This is a genomic window from Gemmatimonas aurantiaca T-27 (genome assembly GCF_000010305.1).
Lineage (GTDB): Bacteria > Gemmatimonadota > Gemmatimonadetes > Gemmatimonadales > Gemmatimonadaceae > Gemmatimonas > Gemmatimonas aurantiaca.
Genome location: NC_012489.1, coordinates 644492 through 664176, shown reverse-complemented (window position 1 = coordinate 664176; position 19685 = coordinate 644492). Strand labels below are relative to the sequence as shown.

At 60.9% G+C, this 19685-nt stretch carries 12 protein-coding genes; 4 read left to right on the top strand and 8 right to left on the bottom strand.

Features of this window, described 5'->3' with window-relative positions; genetic code table 11:
* Positions 1-68: 68 nt before the first annotated feature.
* From GAU_RS22120 to metH, 6 genes are all read right to left on the bottom strand, one after another.
* Positions 69-1865, bottom strand: a complete 1797-nt coding sequence (locus GAU_RS22120) for a hypothetical protein (protein WP_156798872.1) — start codon at positions 1863-1865, stop codon at positions 69-71.
* A gap of 284 nt (positions 1866-2149) precedes the next feature.
* Positions 2150-3232: a glycosyltransferase gene (locus GAU_RS02870; protein WP_012682052.1), complete on the bottom strand. Its 1083-nt coding sequence runs from the start codon at positions 3230-3232 to the stop codon at positions 2150-2152.
* A 13-nt stretch (positions 3233-3245) separates the two neighbouring features.
* On the bottom strand, positions 3246-4406 hold the full coding sequence (locus GAU_RS20285; protein WP_169307571.1) for a glycosyltransferase: 1161 nt from the start codon (positions 4404-4406) through the stop codon (positions 3246-3248).
* 64 nt (positions 4407-4470) lie between these two features.
* On the bottom strand, positions 4471-5133 hold the full coding sequence (locus GAU_RS20280; RefSeq protein WP_012682050.1) for an exosortase C-terminal domain/associated protein EpsI: 663 nt from the start codon (positions 5131-5133) through the stop codon (positions 4471-4473).
* Positions 5133-6107 carry an exosortase/archaeosortase family protein gene (locus tag GAU_RS02855; protein WP_041265193.1) on the bottom strand — a complete coding sequence of 325 codons (975 nt, stop codon included), beginning with the start codon at positions 6105-6107 and terminating at the stop codon, positions 5133-5135. The genes GAU_RS20280 and GAU_RS02855 overlap by 1 nt, the downstream gene beginning before the upstream one ends.
* 107 nt (positions 6108-6214) lie before the next feature.
* Positions 6215-9952 (bottom strand): methionine synthase, encoded by a 3738-nt coding sequence (gene metH / locus GAU_RS02850; protein ID WP_012682048.1) that lies wholly within the window; start codon positions 9950-9952, stop codon positions 6215-6217.
* A 16-nt stretch (positions 9953-9968) separates the two neighbouring features.
* On the opposite strand from metH, the gene GAU_RS02845 reads away from it, so the two are divergent.
* The gene (locus GAU_RS02845) at positions 9969-11858 is read left to right on the top strand and encodes a bifunctional homocysteine S-methyltransferase/methylenetetrahydrofolate reductase (protein WP_012682047.1); all 1890 of its coding nucleotides are present in this window, start codon (positions 9969-9971) and stop codon (positions 11856-11858) included.
* Positions 11859-11869: 11 nt separating this feature from the next.
* A complete protein-coding gene (gene asnB / locus GAU_RS02840) occupies positions 11870-13753 on the top strand; it encodes an asparagine synthase (glutamine-hydrolyzing) (RefSeq protein ID WP_012682046.1) in 1884 nt (627 codons plus the stop codon).
* Positions 13754-13774: 21 nt separating this feature from the next.
* On the opposite strand, the gene GAU_RS20275 is transcribed toward asnB, so the two are convergent.
* Positions 13775-14929: a glycosyltransferase gene (locus GAU_RS20275; protein ID WP_083765408.1), complete on the bottom strand. Its 1155-nt coding sequence runs from the start codon at positions 14927-14929 to the stop codon at positions 13775-13777.
* Positions 14930-15286: 357 nt separating this feature from the next.
* Complete coding sequence (locus GAU_RS02830; RefSeq protein WP_041265192.1) at positions 15287-16288, bottom strand: glycosyltransferase; 1002 nt, start codon at positions 16286-16288, stop codon at positions 15287-15289.
* Between the two features lie 1064 nt (positions 16289-17352).
* On the opposite strand from GAU_RS02830, the gene GAU_RS02820 reads away from it, so the two are divergent.
* Both GAU_RS02820 and GAU_RS02815 read left to right on the top strand, forming a co-directional pair.
* Positions 17353-18510, top strand: coding sequence for an acyl-CoA dehydrogenase family protein (locus tag GAU_RS02820; protein ID WP_012682044.1), 1158 nt, complete (start codon positions 17353-17355; stop codon positions 18508-18510).
* A 117-nt stretch (positions 18511-18627) separates the two neighbouring features.
* On the top strand, positions 18628-19674 hold the full coding sequence (locus tag GAU_RS02815; protein ID WP_041265190.1) for a serine hydrolase: 1047 nt from the start codon (positions 18628-18630) through the stop codon (positions 19672-19674).
* Positions 19675-19685 lie beyond the last annotated feature (11 nt).

The window sequence follows — 19685 nt, the reverse complement described above, 5'->3', positions numbered from 1 at the left end:
GAATACCGGTTCTGATGGTGAGGGCTGCAAGTAGCTGCCTGAAGCAGGCTCCAAAACCGGACCGCTAGCTATTGGATCCACAGATAGGTAGAAGCCACGTCAGCGTAGCCCTGATCGAAGTGCTTGCCGGACGTGGCCATCATCGGACGCCAAAGCCCAGAGAGAATAATTGTGTAACGATCCAAATACTCCTGACGCCGTGTCTGCTTGTACAACCAAGCATACGCAGGAAGCGTAAACGCATTCAGGTCTGGGGCAGCTTTGGAAGACTCCGCGACGGCTCCATTCTCGATGCGGTTGTTAGAAACATACTTGAATCCTCGATCAAGGAGCAGCCACTCATTCTCCCACATGTAGTCTGCTGCACGCTGAACGATAGGCAAAATACGTGGGTCGGCGTTTACCTCTTCATAGTAGCGAATTAATGACGTGAGGAGCATGCCAACCATGAAGTTCTTCTGTCCATCGCTGTACACCGGTGCGCAGAAACACCCATTTGCCTTCTGTGAGCTCGGCAGTAGTCCGATCCACTGAGACATCGTCGACGGGCTGAAGTAACTGGCAAACTGAGTCACCAGACCAACAATAGGACTATCCGCACCGACGCTGGTAGCAGCCAATCCAGCGACCATCGCACGGGCCTCGCGTCGATCATCGCCATCGGCGATCGCCCATCCCTGACCCCAATTGGGCATGGGTCGAGTCTGGAATGCATGTACTTCTGCCATCTGACGCGCGAGTACTCGCGCCTTGCTCTCCCCGGTCAACTGGTAGTTGAGCGCCACACTACGTGGTTGCGTCCACCAGGGCGGCAGCCCGCCATTGTTGGGCCCGGCGTAGCGGGTGACATAGTCTTTCACCATGAGCGAAGCGCGCCTCCAGTACAATGGATTAGCTGTGCGGAACCACAATTCGTACACCATTTGCGCCCGATCGTAGCCGGAGGTGCGACCACAATCCCATGCAGCCGCACATCGTCCCCAGTCTTTTTCATGAAGCTGCGCATATTCGGCGTCATGAGTGGCGACAACTGCAGGCACGTTAGTCAACGGATAGGCCGGAAGCTTGCCCGCTGCGTTCGTGCTCCGCAGATAGGTGGCGTCACTCGGAAGTGCAGCGGCATCCGGTGCGAGAGAGGTCTCCATAAGCGGCGGCATTGCCAAGGCCGGTCGCGCGCCGACCAAACGAAGAGAGGCAGACGCCGTCTGCGCGCCGTTCACCGTTGTCGTGAATTGCACGAGTACGGCGCGAACCGATCCATCATGAAAACGACCTTCCAGTGCCTGAATACGGGCGGGTTGTTCGACGCCGGAAACATACATGCGAAGATTCGCGATCGCGGCAGGCTGAAAGGCGCCTTGCACAAGTGGAATGCCGTTGGAGATAGCCGTTGGCCCACTACCACCATCGAATCGTACCACCTTGAGATTCGCCACCAGCTGACCCGAATCACTTCCCCCAGTGACCGTAACCTGGAGACTTCGGCGATGACTACCGCAAGCCACGCGCACTTCTGCCACGCCACCCCCAAGCGCGACAAACGCACTTCCGGCGACGCCTAAAACACCGGTATTCGACGTCCGGACAAAGCGACCCACGTCGAGACTACTACCATCCGACATGAGCGCTTGCGCGTTCGGCGTAAACGAAGCTCCCAATGCGACTGATGAAGGAACACCAGTGAGCTGTACACCAACAACACTGGGTCCGAAGGCTCGACCACGAGCCTCTTCGCACGTCCGATCGGACGCGATGATGGTTTCTGCTACGGAGCCCGCCACAACACTTCGCACTTCGTGGGTCGCGGTGGCCGGCGTCTCGCATCCGGAGAGAACCGAAAGCGTGAGCAGGGCTGGCAGAAACATGATGCTCTTCGAGGACAAGGACGTGCCTGGGAGCTGATAAAAACACACGGTTGACGAGCCCGCTGAAACTACTTCGTTCGGTCGAGCTTTGTGAAATGCTGATCATCGCATCCACATGCAGGGGACGAACGCTTCGCGGCGCCCGTCACCTACTCGACCTACGATTTTGTGACAGTTGGGCCAGCAGAGTGCGTCATCGCACCTCTCTTCGCCATTCCACATAAAATCTTATCCGTCCAAGGCGGTTTCAGCAAAATGGGGTCACAATGTGATACCACTGCATTTCACAGCTGGTCGTACAACGTCACCAAACGATCGATCCGTCGCTCCAAGCCAAATTCCTGGACTATCGTGCGCCGGTCGGCAATGCCGCGAGGGTCCTCGGCCAAGCGGACAATCCCCAGAAGCGCGGCCGCCAAAGCTGGCACATCCCCGGCAGGCACCACCGTGCCGGCATGAGGCGACGACAAAATGCGCCGCACATCACCAACATCTGTGGCCACCATCGGGACGTCTTTCGCGGCCGCCTCGAGCAGCACGTTTGGCATCCCTTCTGAACGGGAGGGGAGTACCAGCGCGTCGAGCGTTTCGAGAAAGGCGTCGGCGGATGCCAACCGGCCGACGAATTCCACCTGCTGCTCAACACCAAGCTCTACTGCGAGTTGCCGGAGCATGAGTTCGTCCGGGCCATCGCCAACGAGCCGGAGCGTGAAGGTCTCCTTGTCGGACAATTGCGCCAGTGCACGCAAGAGAATGTCCACACCCTTCTCATGGCTGAGTCGGCCAATGTAACCAAGAACAAAATTGGCCCCCGCTCTTGCCTCTGCCGGCCTCCGTGAAGGCCCTTGGCGAGCTGATGGCAACACCGCGTTGGGGATCGTTTCGAGTCGACGCGCGAAAGGGAATCGGCGACGTTGACGTTCCGCAACAGTGACCAGCACGTCCGAGCGCTGCAACAGGATACGCTCAATGCCGTTGTAGACTCGAACTTTCCAGTCTTCGAGCGTGTGGCCGTGATAAAACGCCACCCACGGAAGGTCACGAGTCGCGCGCCGTGACAGGGACACCCCCACAGCCGGACGGAAGTTGTGGGTTTGAATGATGCGAGGCCCTTCTTTCCGTATCAGCTCTTCAACAAGCTTGCCCGACAACAGGTCGCGACGAGTGCCGTAGTGAAGCACCGAATAGTCGATATCCGCCGCTTCCAACGCACGCCTGAAGTCTGTCCGAGCCTCCCCAGACTGATAGACAACGGGGCGCACATCGTAGCCCCGTTCGCGAAGCAGTGGAATCGCAGCGATCAGCTGACGGGCGGGCCCTGAGAGTATCCCCGTATCCAGAAAGGCCAGGACTCGTGCCGCGCTCATGCGTGATCGTTCATCAAAGCACCTCACCAACCTGTCGAGCGAACTCCTTTTGGAGTCCTTGCCACGCATAGCGTGATGTCGCAAATCGCGATGCGTTCTCCGCGATCTTCCCTGCGAGTTTTTCGTCGTTCCATAGCGCCTCAACGGCATCGACAAATGTGTCGGCATCATCGCGCAGGAGCGCCGTCTCACCGTCGTCGAGTGCAAGCCCTTCCGCACCGATGCGCGTCGTGACAATCGGCCGCGCACAGGCCAGTGCTTCAACGATCTTGAGTCGAGTCCCGCCGCCAGCGCGCAACGGAACGACGATGATATCGGCCGCATGGATCTCGTCCACGATCTTTGGCACCTGACCGACCAACGACACATCGTCCAGCCCAGCGACCATTGCGGCGATGGCGCTTGGGCGTCCCGCGCCCACGATGCGACAATGTCCAGGCAAGCCTCGTGATCGAATCCTCGGCATCAGATCGTCCACCAGCATTTGGACGGCGTCAACATTCGGAGGGTACTCGAGATTGCCGAAGAACAGTAGGCGACAGATGTCAGTACGCTCTGGAAGTGGGGCGGCGACGAACTCCGAGAGATCCACCCCGTTTGCGACAACGCCGACGTTCGCATTCGGACTGATGTCTTTGGCCAGAGGGACTTCTGTTGCTGAGCATACCACCGTCTTTGCAGCCTGCCCGAATACACGGCGTTCCGCACGCTGCTGGAGTCGCGCAGACAGCCGTAGCGGCGCTTGCATCAACCCTCCCTTCAACTTTGCGCGACGGCCGAGCGCCAGCGAGTCGAGGTTGTGCGTATCGATGCAAAAGGGCACATCGCGCAGTGCGGGTACCTGCTGGTGTCGTTCAGCAAGAAAGGCACCCGCATACACAACAGCGTCCAGTCGGCGGTGATGCGCCACCGAGACAAGCGCCTCCACCAAGGAAGGATCGAGGTGCCTGCAAGCCAGAGGAGAGAGATTGAATCTCGCCGCGTTTGTCAGCGCCTCGCCAACAGACAACGGATTCGGACCATCGGAGAACACGATACGGCAATCAGCCCCAAAAGCGTTCTCGAACTCGATCGTGTCGCTCCAGGTACCTCGTGGCACAACGATCGTCAAATCCCCAAGCAGCGCCGTGGCCTGTGCGATCGCGAAAGTTCTGCGTTTCCAGCCGTCATCCAACGGCCACGGCAGGCGGTTGGCAACGAACGCAATATGAGCTGGCATTACGTGCGATAGGCCTCGCTCAGCTCGCGGATTGGGGAAGTGCCCGATCCACCTCTCGCAACAATACCCGAGCAACTTCGATCGCCAAGCTGTCCTGCGGCAGGCGACCAATCTGGGTAATGGCACCATTTTGTGCAGGATCGACGGGCAACACGATACGCACCAGCGCCTCCTCGGTGCGTCCATAGCGTGCTGCATCACGCATCAAATCCCACTTGACGCGATACTCATTCGACTGCACCCGCCCACGGCCCTGATACCAGTAATACACCAAGGCCCTGGTGCCCTTGTTGGACAGGATCACCCGATTGATTGTCGCACCCGCGCGCCCATCAGGCGATGGTACGGGCGTGGACTCCATGATTTCCCAACCAGCCCCGGGCAAACAATTCTTCGGGGAGTGGATGGCCTTTCCCTGCACCTGCTGATCGTAATAACCGACGTAGGTCGTGAATGCCGGCGCCGAGTCCGAGCCAAAGACGCGCATCATGTAGTCCGTCATGCCGGCCACCTTCCGCTCTTCCTCCGGCACGACCAGATCGCGTCCCTCGATGCCGGCCATCGTGCGCGGAATGCTGTTCATGGGTGAGCGCGGCTCGACGGCATGCTGCTCGCGCATCCCCGAAATCAGCAGCACACCCAAACCCAGCACCGCTACCGGTGCAAATGTTGCAAACCGCATCAGACTGTCTCCGCCTTGGAAGTCGAACGCAACACCAAGCGCTCCACATGTCCCAGCCCCCAGGCTGTCAACGATGTGAACAGGAACGCCGCGCCGAACATCAACATGCCTTCACTGGTGTGCATGAACCCCTCGCCCATCTCGGGGCTCACGAACAACACCAGAAACCCTGTCAAAAACACGCGCACGCCGTTGATCACGATCGCAATGGGAATCGCGATCAGGATGAGCAGTAACCGTGTCGGCCATTTCTGCAGGAACATTGCGCCCAGCAGCACGCCAAGACTGAGCAACGCGGTCAGGGAGCGCAGTCCACTGCAGGCTTCGGCCACGAACAGTTCCTGCCCCGGAATGCGGATGACATTACCGTTCATCAGCACCGGGATCTGACGCCATTCGAGCAGCGACGCGCCGATCTTGCTGGCGGTGAATTGCAGCGGCAGCGCGACGGTATTGAGGATGACTTCCGGGATCGGAATGCTGAGCGATACCAGTGTGAACGGCAGCCACCAGTGCAGCAGTTGCCGGAAGCCGGCGTGCCACACTACCAAGCCGCCCAGCGCCATCACCATGCTGCCGCGCATCACGAACAGTTCGGCCGCCAGATCAGCCGCATACCGGAAGACCACGGCCGCAACGATGATGGCGATGCCAAGGATGCGCTGCGGACGGGCGCCAGCCACGATGCCGCTCTTGTAAGCGAACCACAGCGACAGGGGCGCCAGCAGCAGGCCGTGACCGGAATTGGGATCATTCCACCAGGCGTCGCCCAACAATCGCATGGGCTTCGCAAACAGCAGCACGAACATCAGCGCCGTCAGAACATGCGCCGCCAATTCTGCCGGTGGGAGGGCACGTGCCGCCGCCACGAACCGTCGCGCATCGCGACTGATCTCGTCCAGAACCGATTCGTTCGCGGCGGTACCGCTGGCGACACCGCCAGCAGGCTGCGTGGTAGATATGGGAATTGTCACCAAAGACTCAGGAAGTAGGGGGCACTGCGATGACGCCCGGAAGGCACCACCTGTCACACACGGGGCATACCCCTGAGCCTGAAAGCTAGCCTGTCACCATCACGTGGTCAGGACGCCATCAGCACCGAGGTGAACTGCGGATCCGGCGCCGTCCGCCCCGCCCGGGCTTCGTATTCGGCGAGCTGATCAGGAAGGATCTTCCCGACCCCGAAGTACGTGCTTTCCGGCCGCCAGAAGTACCAGCCACTTACACTGGCTCCCGGAATCATGGAGTACGTCTCCGTCAGCTCCATCCCGGCGCGCTCAGCGGCACCAGTCAGTGCAAAGAGAGTGCCTTTCTCCCGGTGATCAGGGCAGGCAGGGTAACCCGGTGCTGGTCGGATTCCCTGATACTGCTCCCTGATCAGCCCGTCGTTGTCCAACGATTCGGCATTGGCATACCCCCAAAACTCTGTCCGGACCCGCTGATGCAGCCGCTCGGCGAGCGCTTCGGCCAAGCGATCCGCCAGCGCCTTGGCCATGATCGAGCCGTAGTCATCGTGCTGGGCGTGAAACTCTTCGAGAATCGATTCCAGACCGTGACCGGCGGTCACCGCAAAGGCTCCGACATAGTCGAGCACGCCGCTGTCACGCTTCGCGACAAAATCGGCGAGGCAATAATTGGGACGGCCGTCACCTTTTTTGTCGAGCTGTTGGCGCAGCATATGTAGCGTCGCCGCGACAGTTGGGGTCTCCGACCCTCCTTCCGGATCGTACAGCAGAATGTCGTCGCCCACGGCCTGGGCCGGCCAGAAACCGAACACCGCACGCGCCTCGAGCCGCTTCTCCCTGACCAGCCGCTCCAACAGCGCTTGTGCATCGGCGTAGAGCGACCGCGCGGCTTCTCCGACGATCTCGTCATCGAGAATGGCCGGGAAACGCCCCGCCAACTCCCATGTCTGGAAAAACGGCGTCCAATCGATGAACGGCACCAGATCTTCCAGCGGATACGGCGCAATCGTGCGCACCCCCGTGAACGCGGGCGTAGGCACGGGCACCGTCAGGTCGATGTTGACCCGGTTCTCCCGAGCCGCTTCGATGGAGATCAGACGATCGGCACCTCCACGCGCGGCCCGCGCTTCGCGGATGCCTGCATACTCCTGACGCAGCGCCGCGACGTACGCGCTCCGCCGCTCGGGGCTGAGCAAGCTGCTGGTGACCCCCACCGCACGGGAGGCATCGAGCACATGCACCACCGGCCCGCTGTACACCGGCTCGATCTTGAGTGCGGTATGGGCTTTGCTCGTGGTCGCGCCGCCGATGAGCAGTGGGATCGTGAACCCCTGGCGCTCCATCTCGCTGGCCACAAAGGACATCTCTTCGAGACTGGGCGTGATCAACCCCGACAGGCCGATGACATCCGCTTCAATCTCGCGCGCCTTGTCGAGGATCTTCGCACAACTCTGCATCACGCCGATGTCGATGACTTCGTAGCCGTTGCACTGCAACACCACGCCCACGATGTTCTTGCCGATATCGTGTACATCGCCCTTGACCGTGGCCATGAGCACACGACCGGCCGACTTGGTCTCAGACGTCTTGAGCGCTTCGATGAACGGGATGAGGTGCGCCACCGCCTTTTTCATGACGCGCGCACTCTTCACCACCTGCGGCAGGAACAACTTGCCGGCGCCAAAGAGGTCGCCGACAATGTTCATCCCCCGCATCAACGGGCCTTCGATCACCTCGATGGGATGCGCCACCAGTTGACGCGCCTCTTCCGCATCCGCCACCACGTGGCTGTCGATACCATGCACGAGCGCATGCGACAGGCGGTCTTCCACCGGTAGCGCACGCCAGACTTCATCTTCCACGGCTCGCGCCGCGCGACCCTTCACCTGTTCGGCCACATCCATCAGCCGTTCGGTGGCATCCGGACGGCGATTGAGTACGAGATCTTCGACGCGTTCACGCAGGTCGACCGGAATATCCTCGTACGGCACGAGCTGGCCGGCGTTCACGATGCCCATGTCCATGCCCGCACGAATGGCATGGTACAGGAAGACCGCGTGGATCGCTTCACGTAGTGGATTGTTGCCACGGAACGAGAAGCTCACGTTGCTCACGCCGCCACTGACTTTCACATGGGGCAGCGTACGCTTGATTTCCCGTGTGGCCGCAAAAAAATCCACCGCGTAGTTGGCGTGTTCCTCGATGCCCGTGCCGATGGCAAAGATGTTCGGATCGAAGATGATGTCTTCGGGCGGAAAACCGATGGTTTCGGTGAGCAACCGATAGGCGCGCGTGCAGATCGCCACACGGCGCGCCACCGTATCGGCCTGGCCGTCTTCGTCGAATGCCATGACGATGACCGCCGCGCCATACCGCCGCACCAACCGCGCCTGACGCAGAAACTCGGCCTCCCCTTCCTTGAGCGAGATCGAGTTGACAATACCCTTCCCCTGCAGACACTTGAGCCCCGCCTCGAGCACCGTCCACTTGCTCGAATCGACCATCACCGGCACGCGGGCGATATCGGGTTCGCTGGCCACGAGATTGAGGAACGTGGTCATCGCACGTTCCGCGTCGAGCAGCCCTTCGTCCATGTTCACGTCGATCACTTGGGCGCCGCTCAGCACCTGCTGCCGCGCCACCACCAGCGCTTCGGCGTAGCTGCCTTCGAGAATGAGCTTCGCGAAACGGGCCGAACCGGTGACGTTGGTGCGTTCCCCCACGTTCACGAAGTTCGTCGTCGGGCCCACCGTGAAGGGCTCCAGGCCACTCAGGTGCAGTTGGTGATCGAGCACCGGTCGCTTGCGCGGCGGCACCTGGTGCACGGCGGCGGCAATGGCGGCGATGTGCTCCGGCGTCGTGCCGCAGCAGCCGCCTACGATGTTCACCAATCCACTGCGGGCCCACTCGCCGATCTGTTCGGCCATGCGCTCCGGTGTTTCGTCATAGCCGCCAAACGCGTTGGGCAGGCCGGCGTTGGGGTGGGCGCTGACGTGACAGTCGGCCACTCGCCCCAGCTCCTGCACGTACTGCCGCAACTGCTCCGCACCCAGCGCGCAATTGAGCCCGATGGACACCGGTTGCACATGCGCCATCGAGTTCCAGAACGCTTCGGCCGTCTGGCCCGACAAGGTACGACCGCTGGCGTCGGTGATCGTCCCCGAAATCATCACCGGGAACCGGGTGCCGGTTTCCTCGAAATACCGTTCGATGGCGAACAGGGCCGCCTTGGCATTCAGGGAGTCGAAGATGGTTTCGACCAGCAGAATATCGGCACCACCGTCGACCAGCCCGCGCACGGCTTCACCGTAGGCTGCAGCTAAATCGTCATAGGAGACATTGCGACTGCCCGGATTCTCGACATCCGGAGAGATACTGGCCGTGCGGTTGGTCGGGCCAAGCACACCGGCCACCCAGCGTGGCCGCGTGGGATCCTGCGCCTCGAACTCGTCGGCGACTCGCCGGGCAAGGGCGGTTCCCGCGACATTGAGCTCATAGGCCAGTGCTTCCATGCCATAGTCGGCCATGGAAATGGCCGTGGCATTGAAGGTGTTGGTCTCGAGGATGTCCGCGCCGGCCGCCAGGTACTGGCGATGCACATCGGCCACGATATCGGGCTGCGTGAGCACCAGCAGGTCGTTGTTGCCTTTGACGTCGTGCGGCCAGGCGCCGAAGCGCGGATGGTCCATGCCCCCGCGATAGTCGGCCTCGGTGAGGCGATGACGCTGCAGCATCGTGCCCATGGCGCCGTCGATGATCAGCAGGCGTCGGGCGAGTGCCTCGTCGAGCTGCGCCAGGCGTGCAGTGCGCGCGTCGTTCGAGGCGATGGGCTTCGGCTGGACCGGATTTGACATATCTTGAAAGGTATCTATGACCACTGCTGCGCAGCACCCGACCCCTCGCCATGCCTTGTTGGCGCGCCTGCTCGATCCGGAACAGGTGGTGATGTTCGACGGGGCGATGGGCACCATGCTCTATGCCCGCGGGGTGTTCATCAACCTGTGTTATGACGAGCTGGCGCTGCGCAGCCCGGAACTGGTGCGCGACATCCACGCGGCCTATGTGAAGGCCGGTGCAGAGGTGGTGGAGACCAACACCTTTGGCGCCAATCGTCCCAAGCTGTCGCAGTATGGCCTCGAATCTCAAGTGGCGCTGATCAACCGTCGCGCCGCTGAGCTCGCGCGCGAGGCGGCAGGTGAGCACCGTCTGGTCGCGGGAGCGGTAGGTCCGCTGGGCGTTCGCCTCGAACCCTACGGTCCAACCAGTCGCGAAGAGGCGGGGCGTCACTTCGCCGAGCAGATGCAGGCGCTGCTGGAAGGCGGGGCGGACTGCTTTGTGCTGGAGACGTTTGGCGATCTCGATGAGCTGCAGCAGGCCGTGCTGGCGGCACGCGCGGTCGATGCCCGCGTCCCGGTGATCGCGCAGGCGACAATTGGCCAGGATCTGCGCACCGCCTTCGGAGCAACGCCGGAAGACGTGGCCGTGGCGCTGGATCGGTGGGGCGTGGATATCATCGGGCTGAATTGTTCGATCGGCCCGCAGACGATCCTGGAAGCCATCGAGCGCATGGCCGCCGTCACCGACCGCAAGCTGTCGGCGCAGCCCAATGCCGGCATGCCACGCGACGTGGCGGGGCGTCGGATGTACATGGCGAGTCCGGAATACATGGCCTCGTATGCCCGACACCTGGTGAATGCCGGCGCCAAAGTGATCGGCGGGTGCTGCGGTACTACGCCCGAGCACATCAAGGCCATGGTGGAAGGTGTCCGTCCCCTCGCACCGCGCACCCGCGTCCAGGTGGGGAACACGCGGGAGTTCGCGGTGGAAAACGCGGCGCCCGTGGGACGCGAGCCGGTGCCACTGGGCGAACGTTCGCGGTTTGGCGCCAAGCTGGCCGCTGGACAATTCGTCACCAGCGTGGAAATCGTGCCGCCTCGGGGCATCGACACCAGCAAGCTGGAGCTCGACGCACAGGCGCTCGCCAAGGCCGGCGTCGATGCGATCAATGTGCCCGACGGGCCGCGGGCGCAAAGCCGCATGGGTGCCATCGCAACGAGCCTCATCATCGAACGGCACGGTATCGAGTCGGTCACGCACTATGCCTGCCGCGACCGCAACCTGCTGGGCATGCTCAGTGACCTGTTGGGTGCTTCGGCGCTCGGCTTGCGGAACCTGCTGCTGGTGACCGGTGACCCGCCGAAGATGGGGCCGTACCCCGATGCCACGGCGGTCTTCGATATCGACGCGATCGGTCTGACGAATCTGGTGTCAAAGCTCAATCGTGGACTCGATCCCGGCGCCAACCCGATCGGTGAACCAACACGATTTGTGGTGGGCGTGGGTGTGAACCCCGCGGCCATCGACCCCGAGCAGGAGCTGCGACGTTTCCACTGGAAGGTGGAGGCGGGGGCCGAGTATGCGATTACTCAGCCAGTGTTCGACCCGGCGCAGCTCGAGCGATTCCTCGAGTCCATTCACGATGTGCGCATCCCCGTGGTGGCCGGTATCTGGCCGCTGGTGAGCGCGCGGAACGCGGAATTCCTGGCAAACGAAGTGCCGGGAGTGACCGTGCCGGAATCGGTGCTGGTGCGCATGCGGAAGGCCAACGAGCGCAGCAAGGAACATGCGCTGGCGGAAGGCATTGCGATTGCGCGGGAAGCGCTGGAGCGGGTGCAATCGTCCGTGCAAGGTGTACAAATCAGCGCACCGTTTGGTCGCGTGGAATACGCGCTCGACGTACTCACGGCGCGAACCGTCTAGCCTACGTATCCATGTGCGGCATTGTCGGCACCTTGAGTTTTCGTGGATCGGTTGACCGGGACCTGCTCCTGCGTCAACGCGACACCATGTTGCATCGCGGTCCGGATTCTGACGGTCTGTGGATATCGGACGACGGGCGCATCGGGTTTGGCCATCGGCGTCTGGCGATTGTCGACTTGTCGCCTGGCGGCCACCAGCCCATGATCGATGGCCTGACGGGTGCCGTGATCACCTTCAACGGCGAGATCTACAACTATCTCGAGTTGAAGAGCGAGTTGTCGAGCAAAGGGCATCACTTCCACACGAAGTCAGACACCGAAGTCATACTGGTGGCGTTCCGGGAGTGGGGGCCGGCGTGCCTCGAGCGCTTGCACGGCATGTTCGCACTGGCCTTGTACGATCCGCGCAGCCAGCAGGTGTTGTTGGCCCGGGACCGGGCCGGTGAAAAGCCGCTGTTCTATCGCGTCACCGATTCCCAACTGTCGTTTGCCAGCGAAGCCAAAGCGTTGCTGGCCGATCCCTCGTGTCCGCGACGCGTACGACGGCAGTCGCTCAACGAGTACTTCGCGTATGGCTACGTCACCGGATCACACACGATGTTCGCCGACATCAGTCGTGTGCTGCCGGGTGAACGGGTCATCGTCGATCTGCGTGACGGGACACGACGACACGAGCTGTACTGGCAGTTGCCCACCCTGCAGCCGAAAGCAGAGAGCCAGTCCGACAGCAGTATCGGCGATGAGGTGGAGAGCTTGTTGCGGCAAGCCGTCCGCCGTCAGCTGGCGGCGGATGTGCCCGTCGGTGTGATGCTGAGCGGCGGTGTGGATTCGAGTCTCATCGCCGCCATCGCGGCGCAGGTCAGTGGGAGCCGGATCCGGACTTTCACAGCCCGTTTCCCGGGACATGGATCGGTCGACGAAGGTCCGTTCGCACGGATGGTGGCAGAGCACATCGGTGCCGAGCACATCGAACTCGAAACGCCGCCGGCGGACGCTGATCTGCTCCAGGCGTTGGTGGCGCAATACGATGATCCCATTTCGGATTCATCGATGATCCCCACGTATCTGGTGTCGCGAGAGATCCGGCGTCATGCCACCGTGGCGCTGGGTGGCGACGGCGGAGACGAACTTTTCGGGGGCTATCATCGCTATCCCTCGCAGTTGCGTCAGCAGGCATTGCGACGTCAGGTGCCGGCTTTCGCACGGCGGGGGATGTCCCAGCTTGGGGCCATGCTCATTCCGGAGGGTGCCCGCGGTCGCGGGCTGCTGGAGGCACTCGCTGGCGACGTCGGTACCAGCATTTCCAACGCTGGCCGCCTGTATCGCAGCGATGAACGGCGCGCACTCAGCCCACACCTGCAGGACTTGCAGGCCGCCGAGCTGATGGCTCCCGAGGCGATTCGTGCGAGCTCCATGCATCGCCGCACGTCTCCATTGCAGCGAGGGACTGCGGTCGATTTCACGTCGTACATGGTCGACGATGTACTCGTGAAAGTGGACCGCGCCAGCATGTTGACCTCACTCGAGGTGCGCGCACCGTTCCTGGATATTCCGGTCATCGAGTACGCCTTCGGCTCGGTCCCTGATCGACTCAAGGCCACACGTGACGATCGAAAGATCGTCTTGCGTCGGATTGGCGCGAAGCTGTTGCCGGAACAACTCGACCTGACGCGCAAACAGGGTTTCTCAATTCCAGTGGAAAGCTGGATGCGAGGGGCGTGGCAGCCATTGCTGGAGTCCGCCGCGTCCGGCAGCAGTGCCGGACTGATTGCACCAGAAGCGTTCCTGTCACTGCAACGCTTGCTCACAGAGGGGCGAGCTGTCGGCGACCGTCTCTATTCGCTGCTATTTCTCAGGCTTTGGGAACAGCATTACGGTATCAGCGACGTTGTCTAGGCGGCTGTAGGTCGGTGCCACTCAGCGCTGGTTCCATACCGACCAGCGCCTGGACAGACCGTTCCTCAACGCTGTCACAATGGACCACTGCATGGCGAACACCCATCGCAGCGTGGCAAACAGCAATCTTCGAAGCGGCCCTACGGCGAAAAGAGGAACCATCAGGCCAGCGGTCAGCGCCAATCCCAGTCGGGGGTTGGCCAACACGAACAGCGTCGCTACACCCATGCTGCCGACTACAGCAAACAGCACGAACACTGGTGACGTCAACCGAGCCAGCTTGTGCATCACGAATGTCCAACGGATCGGATTGCGTTTCGAAAGCAACCCAGGAAGCAGATCGAGGAGCTGAAGCACGCCGGTGAGCGTACGTGCCTTTCGTCCTCCTTCGGCCGCAGCATCAAAGACTCTGACATCGCGCGCCACTGCATCGTACGTGAATCCCACGCGGTGCCCCCGCAGCACGAGTGACATCGGGACATACACGTCATCCAACAGCGTGCCCGGTGGCAATGGCTGCCACAGCGCCCGGCGGGTGGCGTACACGGCCCCCGTCACACCGACGGCGGAATGCACCAGCGACTCATTGAAGCGGAGCCACTTCTCCAGTCGCCAATAGAGATCGACAGGAGAAAGGCGCCGCCGCTCTCCCAGCAACAACGCTCCAGAAACGGCACCAAACCGAGAGTCGGTCAACGCGGCAGCCAGGCATGGGACCGTTTGGCGATCAAAAGCCTGGGCGGTGTCCGCCATGATGAGCACATCCCCGGTCGACGCCAGCACGCCAGCGTTGAGGGCCGTTGCCTTGCCACCAGGCGCAGCGCCGATAACAACCGAATTCACGCCCGGGATCTGCCGCACCTCGTCTTCCGTAGCTCGCGATCCGGTGTGATCAAGCGCCACGACCACCTGCAGGCGTGAGAGTGGGTGGTCGGTATCCAGGAGGTTCCGGACACGCGTGGCAATCGCATCAGGGCTATCCCGAGTGGCGAGCACTAAACTGACCCTGGTGGTACTCCCCGATTCTGCGTCCGGCCGCATTCTACTGCCCCGGATCATGGCAAGCACCCACATGCCAATCGGGAACCCCAGCCAGATCAGCACTAGGGTACCAACACCGAAAGCAGCGAGAGTGAATAGCGTGATCACAAGTGAGTGGAAAATGGTCTCGGCCATCACGGGAATCAACGCGTCTAACTCTTCCAAGGAAATGAAACCACTCGTCCTAAAGTGATTTCGGTACAGATCCAGAGCAATTGCGCGTACTGGAGAACCTCTACGCACACGCAAATCTCCTTAAGCACATCAACTTGAAGTCAAATCCGCTAGCCTTGCGACTCTTGCCGACGTGAAGAAAGCTGTTCGTGCGTCCGCATGCTTCGTACGCCCGCGGCGGAGCTTCACTGAACTCCCGTGCCGCGCGGGCCGGGCGACGAAACCTGTGCGCCACCATGCTCATCTGGCTCAGCGTTGTCGGCGGTTCTCAGGTATCTACCGGAATGAACACGAGCGCGATCCGTGGCGCGACGCGCCTCACTCCACGGTGCTGACCGAAGCCGAAGCACCGAAGCGAGAACTCAAGAAATCCACTATGTCCCGGAGATACCTTTCTGTGCCTCCAAATTGCCCTGCCGCGCGATGAGCTCGCATTGCTAGCTCGTCGCGTTCGTGCTCATCTTGGAACAACTTTAAGACAGTGGCCCCTAGAGCCGTTGAATCATTCGCTGGAACGACTGCAATCTCATCGGTGAAGACGCCTCGAACAGCCGGACAATCTGTAGCTACTACACACTTTCCCATTCCGATACCATCCAGAATCGTGCTAATACCTGCGCTTGTTACAACATGTGATTCTATCGCCACCACTATCACGCGGGCGCGCGCAAGATACTCTTGGTAGCTTCTAGGGTCACCGTTGTGCTTAACAGCCACGACGTTCTCAGGAAGAGCAGAAAGTGTCCAGCTGGTCCCATGTTCCCGTCCGGTGTCTTGGTCCTGATACAACAATACTGTCGGCAATTTCGTGATTCGCATTGCTTCAATAAAAGTGCGAATATCACGCATGGTGCGGCCCGCATGAATGACGTAGCCTTCATCGACGACGGTCAAGTCTCCGCTTTGAAGCGCTTGCCACGCGTTGACCTTGAACGGAAAGTAGCTAGTCCGCCCATTGAGATGGAAAAGTCGTTCTAGGCCTTGGGTATCCCTCTGCGGCAAGAGAAAGTGATCAACTCTCGCGAGCAATATTTTCTTGAGATAGGTTGCGAGGCGTGCCATTGCGGTAGTAGGAGGCAAGCCCAACAGACAGTCTAGCGACACGAGTGGCAGCTTTGCTTGCGCGATGATAGAAGCTGCAGCGAGGCGAAGCGTCAGTGTGGCGTCCGTGTTTACCAGTAGCAGATCGGTTTCCGACAGCCCTCGCACCCACCTCACCATGCTGGCGATGGTCGGCAAGCTCGGAAGGTCGGCGTGCTGAATATCCTTTCGAGTACTCAGATATGCACCGAGCTCGGGCATGTTTGACCAGATCTTCACGTTGTAGATTCTGATTCAGGGGATCGATCCACCACGGATCGAGACTTGCTTGCCGCAGCAGAACTCCGCAGAAAGCAGTTTGCTTTTGTGTAGTCCGAGGACATGGCAAACCTCACGCTAATGCTGACCGGATTCTCCCTCCACGAGCGATATCGCAGTTTGAGGATCAGCGCGCGTTGGGAGGGGGCATCTCGCCGACTTGGATCTAGAACTGGCGTGCGCGGGAACGTTAACGAGCGGCATTAAGGGTCGGGAGGAGACTCCAGAAAAGGGTTAAGGCGCGGCGGAGTAGCGTGCCCAAGAACTGTAGAGCACAAGGATTCTCCGGAAGCCCGCGCCGGTCTCAAAGGCAGGTAGCGTAGACGCATGCTGGCCTGTCGAGGCTCGTGTATGGATTCTTCACAATATGCTCCGTTATCGATATTGAACGTGCGGTATGGGGCTCTTCTACCTCCCTGATATAGCGCACGCGGGAACTCTGCATTTCGCGAGCAGCAGTACAGCACACTATCGGAGCCAGCCCATGCACTGACTGAGCTACCGCCTGCGGCCTAGCTCCACTACTGCGATCTTACCAGTTTCCCACAATTCAAAGATCAAGAATCCAGACAGCCTCTCATCTACAAGGGGGCGCCCTTTGCACCTGTCAAGCGCACTAACGCTGGCGGTCTTCATATTCTTGCCCGAACAGCGGCTATTGCTGCCCAGGTCTAGATCCGCCCTGATCCGTGCCTCCAAGGCCCTCGCTGGCACGCTCTTCATCTACACTGACGATACTCATCCTGCACCTGTTTCAGTCCAACTCACCCATCCCGCCAAACGATTCATCACTCCAGACAACATTCGCTGCGAATGACAACTTGAGATCATTCATTAAACCGGAGAAGCGATATTGGACAGGACCATAATAGAGGTAAACTTGCTGAAACGAGCCGCCAGCACAGAGAAAGTAGATCGCGCTCATACTTGGTCGCCCGCAATTCGACCCTAGTCCCGCAGAGGTCGTGCTTCTAGGATTGAACTACCCTCTGGATCCATACCTATGCCACTCGGCCGACCAACTCGTGATTGATTTCGTACGCTCTCCCCTAACCCTTCTGTCTGAAGAAGAAGAGCTTTTTCGCGCTGCCGTCGCTGAACTGGCTGAATCCGAGGTTCGCCATCGCGTCCACGATATGGAAGCGGCCGGCAAGGTCGATCCGGCGCTGACCGCCAAGTTTTTCGAGCTGGGCCTCATGGGCATCGAGTTGCCAGAGCAGTACGGTGGCGCCGGGGGCTCGCTGATGATGGTCACCCTCGCCGTTGAAGAGCTGAGCAAGGTGGATGCGAGTGCCGCCATCCAGGTGGATGTGCAGAACACGCTGGTCAACTACCCGCTCAACCGATACGGCACGGATGAACAGCGTGCCCGCGTGCTGCCCCGGATGACGTCCAACACGGTGGGTGCGTACGCGCTTTCGGAGCCGGGTTCGGGGTCGGACGCATTCGGTCTCGCGACCCGGGCGGACCGGGCGGAGGGCGGCTGGACGCTCAACGGCAGCAAGGCGTGGATCACCAACGGCGGCGAAGCGGAAGTGTTCGTGGTGTTTGCGAACACCAAGCCGGAAGCTGGCTACAAGGGCATCACGGCGTTCATCGTCGAGCGTGACGCAAAAGGCTTCTCGGTGGGCAAGAAGGAGGACAAGCTCGGTATTCGCGCCTCCAGCACCACATCGTTGCACTTCGAGAACGTGTTCGTGTCCGATGCCAACGTGCTTGGTGAAGTTGGCCAGGGTTACAAGATCGCGATCGAAACGCTCAACGAAGGACGCATCGGTATCGGCGCGCAGATGATCGGCGTCGCCCAGGGGGCGCTCAGTGCCGCTACGGCGTATCTCAAGGAGCGGAAGCAGTTCGGCAAGGCGCTCGCCGATTTCCAGGGCATTCAGTTTCAGGTGGCGCAGGCTGCGACGGAACTGGAAGCAGCGCGTCTCATGGTGTACAACGCCGCCCGCCTCAAGGACGCCGGCCAGGACATTGCGCGCGAAGGCGCGATGGCCAAGCTGTATGCCTCGCAGATGTGCGAACGTGTCACGTCGCTGTGCGTGGAACTGTTCGGTGGATACGGCTACACGCGGGAGTATCCGGTCGAGAAGTTCTATCGCGACGCCAAGATCGGCGCGATCTATGAGGGCACCAGCAACATGCAGTTGCAGACCATCGCCAAGGCTGTACTCAAGTAGATAGAGCCCGCGGGCCTATTGGGTATCAATTTGGTCGGGCTACTTTCAGAATACACCCGCCAGCGCCTCGACGCGCTGGCGGCTCGTATTACGAGCAAGTCTGCCCCGCCATTCGGCATGCCAGGCATCGCCCTGTTCGCAGAAGATTCGGCTGGCCAACAGGTACAGGTTTTTCGTGGGGAAGATGCGTGGGGCATGCCCGTGACATCTGCGAGCACGGCCTGCCTTGCCTCCGTCGGAAAGCCTGCTATCGCGTTGCTGGTGTTGGAACTCGTGGACGAAGGGCGCCTCTCACTCGACGACACTCTCGAGCACGCGGCCCAGTGTGATTGGGGTGGCGTGCGGCATGCGACCATTGGCGACATGTTGTCGCATCGTGCGGGCATTCCGCCCATCCTTCGCGAGGAAGATGTCCCGTATTCTTCGTCTCTCACCGCGGACAGCATTCGCGCCGCCTATCGCGGCCTCGATTTGCGGCCGGCGCGCACACGCCATGTGCAGTACAGCGACGTCGCGTATGGAATGCTGGCCGATGTCGTGGTACAACACCGTGAAGCGCCGCTGAGTGCCTGCCTCGACAGACTGAACACGCGACTCGGCACCAGGCTCACGTTTGGTTGCAAGCCGCAGCACGAATACCTGCAGGTCACGGGTGTGCCTTCGCCGCACGCCGATTCAGCGATTGCACCGCTGAACTCGGAGTTCTGGCATGCATTGTCGTTGCCGTGGGCGGCGATCTGCGGCGCCATCGATGACGGCATGCGCATTGTGCGTGCTTTCGCCGCCGGATCACCGGTACTGTCAGCACGAATACAGCAGGCGGCCATTCTTGACCCCGATGCCGGCCTCCTATCCGGCGGCATCGCTGCAACCAACGGCCAACTTGGCATTGCCGCCAACCCAACGCTGGAATGGGAGCGTTGTCCCTGGGGTCTTGGCGTGGAACTGCGCGGCGAGAAGGCGCCCCACTGGAGCCCGAAAGAAGCGTCGGCGGTGTCGTTCGGACATGTCGGGATCAGCGGCACACTCGCCTGGCATGACCCTATACATGGGGTCACCTGGGGAATGACCGGCACCCGCAGCAGTCACTCAGGTTGGTTACTGCGCTACGGTCCGATGCTGGGAAAGGCCGTGATCGAGAGCCTCACCACGCACCGGACCTGACCGGCTCCTAT

What these genes read in the sequence shown, in the direction of transcription:
- GAU_RS22120 (WP_156798872.1), bottom strand. Translation starts at nt 1,865, where the DNA reads ATGTTTCTGCCAGCCCTGCTCACGCTTTCGGTTCTCTCCGGATGCGAG.
- metH (WP_012682048.1), bottom strand. Translation starts at nt 9,952, where the DNA reads ATGTCAAATCCGGTCCAGCCGAAGCCCATCGCCTCGAACGACGCGCGC.
- GAU_RS02845 (WP_012682047.1), top strand. Translation starts at nt 9,969, where the DNA reads ATGACCACTGCTGCGCAGCACCCGACCCCTCGCCATGCCTTGTTGGCG.
- GAU_RS02815 (WP_041265190.1), top strand. Translation starts at nt 18,628, where the DNA reads ATGCCAGGCATCGCCCTGTTCGCAGAAGATTCGGCTGGCCAACAGGTA.
- GAU_RS02870 (WP_012682052.1), bottom strand. Translation starts at nt 3,232, where the DNA reads ATGAGCGCGGCACGAGTCCTGGCCTTTCTGGATACGGGGATACTCTCA.
- GAU_RS20280 (WP_012682050.1), bottom strand. Translation starts at nt 5,133, where the DNA reads ATGCGGTTTGCAACATTTGCACCGGTAGCGGTGCTGGGTTTGGGTGTG.
- asnB (WP_012682046.1), top strand. Translation starts at nt 11,870, where the DNA reads ATGTGCGGCATTGTCGGCACCTTGAGTTTTCGTGGATCGGTTGACCGG.
- GAU_RS20275 (WP_083765408.1), bottom strand. Translation starts at nt 14,929, where the DNA reads ATGGCCGAGACCATTTTCCACTCACTTGTGATCACGCTATTCACTCTC.